Origin of the sequence: Citrobacter sp. wls826 (genome assembly GCF_005281245.1) — a bacterium.
Classification (GTDB): Bacteria; Pseudomonadota; Gammaproteobacteria; order Enterobacterales; family Enterobacteriaceae; genus Citrobacter; species Citrobacter braakii.
This window is the reverse complement of record NZ_SZWS01000047.1, coordinates 1-1,271: the sequence shown is the minus strand read 5'-3', so window position 1 is coordinate 1,271 and position 1,271 is coordinate 1. Positions and strand designations below refer to the sequence as shown.

Annotated in this window: 2 protein-coding genes; one reads left to right on the top strand and one right to left on the bottom strand. The window is 53.3% G+C overall.

All coding sequences use genetic code 11. The features are described from left to right. A partial coding sequence (gene ycjG / locus FDW87_RS22255; RefSeq protein ID WP_252363104.1) for an L-Ala-D/L-Glu epimerase occupies positions 1-575 on the bottom strand: 575 nt, incomplete at its 3' end. A 115-nt stretch (positions 576-690) separates the two neighbouring features. Here ycjG and tpx point away from each other — a divergent pair. Then, positions 691-1,197 carry a thiol peroxidase gene (gene tpx, locus FDW87_RS10260; protein WP_016153212.1) on the top strand — a complete coding sequence of 169 codons (507 nt, stop codon included), beginning with the start codon at positions 691-693 and terminating at the stop codon, positions 1,195-1,197. Positions 1,198-1,271 lie beyond the last annotated feature (74 nt).

Below are 1,271 nucleotides of genomic sequence, written 5' to 3'. Positions count from 1 at the left end.
AGCTGGCAGCGCGCCGCCAGACCTTCTGCCCGCCAGGATTCATTGGCGTCGACAATAATCGTGGCATCAGGCACCGCAGCACGAATAGCTACCATCCGCTCGCTAATCAAGCGCGCATCCAGTTTAACTTTTAGCAGTTTCGCGCCATTTTCCCACAGTGCAGCCGCACTCACCGCCATTTGTTCCGGCGTGCCAATTACCACGGTTTGCGCCGTCGTCACCACTTCCGCCAGTTCACTTCCCACCAACTCTGCCAGTGACAGTTGCTGTTGACGCGCACTCAGATCCCACAACGCGCAGTCCACAGCATTACGCGCGGCTCCCGCTGGCAGCAGCTTTTGCAGCTCTTCACGCGTCAGTCCATTTTCCAGTTGTGGGGCAATGCTCATAATTTGCGCCAGCACTGAGGCATCGCTTTCACCATAGCGCGGATACGGTGTGCACTCGCCAATACCCGTGACGCCGTTTTCTGCCACTTCAACCACCACCACATGCGCTTCGGTTCTGCTCCCACGGGCAATAACAAAGGGAGTGTGCAGCGGCCAGGCTTCCTCATACACCTTAACTGTTCTCATTTGCTTTCCTTAATGCAGTCCCTGAAGCGGATATCCGCAAATAGCGTTTGCCGTGTTAACTGCTGATGGCATAAACTAGCCTCGACGTTAACTATATGTAAACAGGAAGATAACCATGTCACAAACCGTTCATTTCCAGGGCAACCCGGTTACAGTTGCCGGCTCAATTCCTCAGGCTGGAAGCAAAGCTCAGGCTTTTACCCTTGTGGCTAAAGACCTGTCTGACGTTACGCTGGGCCAGTTCGCAGGCAAGCGCAAAGTGCTGAATATTTTCCCAAGCATCGATACCGGCGTTTGTGCGGCATCGGTACGTAAGTTTAACCAACTGGCGACAGAAATCGACAATACCGTCGTACTGTGCATTTCGGCCGACCTGCCATTCGCCCATTCACGTTTTTGCGGCGCGGAAGGTCTGAGCAACGTTATCACGCTGTCCACCCTGCGCAACGCAGAATTTCTGAAAAACTACGGCGTAGAAATCGCTGAAGGCCCACTGAAAGGTCTGGCCGCACGTGCCGTGGTCGTTATTGATGAAAATGACAACGTCGTTTTCAGCCAACTGGTCAATGAAATCACCAACGAGCCAGACTACACTGCTGCGCTGGACGTACTGAAAGCTTAAGCCACGTCTTGCACATACGGAGGTAATGAATCTGTTGCCTCCGGCGTATTGCTACGTTCACCTTATGTTTGTCA

Bases quoted from the DNA above. Each gene is read 5' to 3' on its own strand.
- tpx (WP_016153212.1), top strand. From the start codon at position 691: ATGTCACAAACCGTTCATTTCCAGGGCAACCCGGTTACAGTTGCCGGC.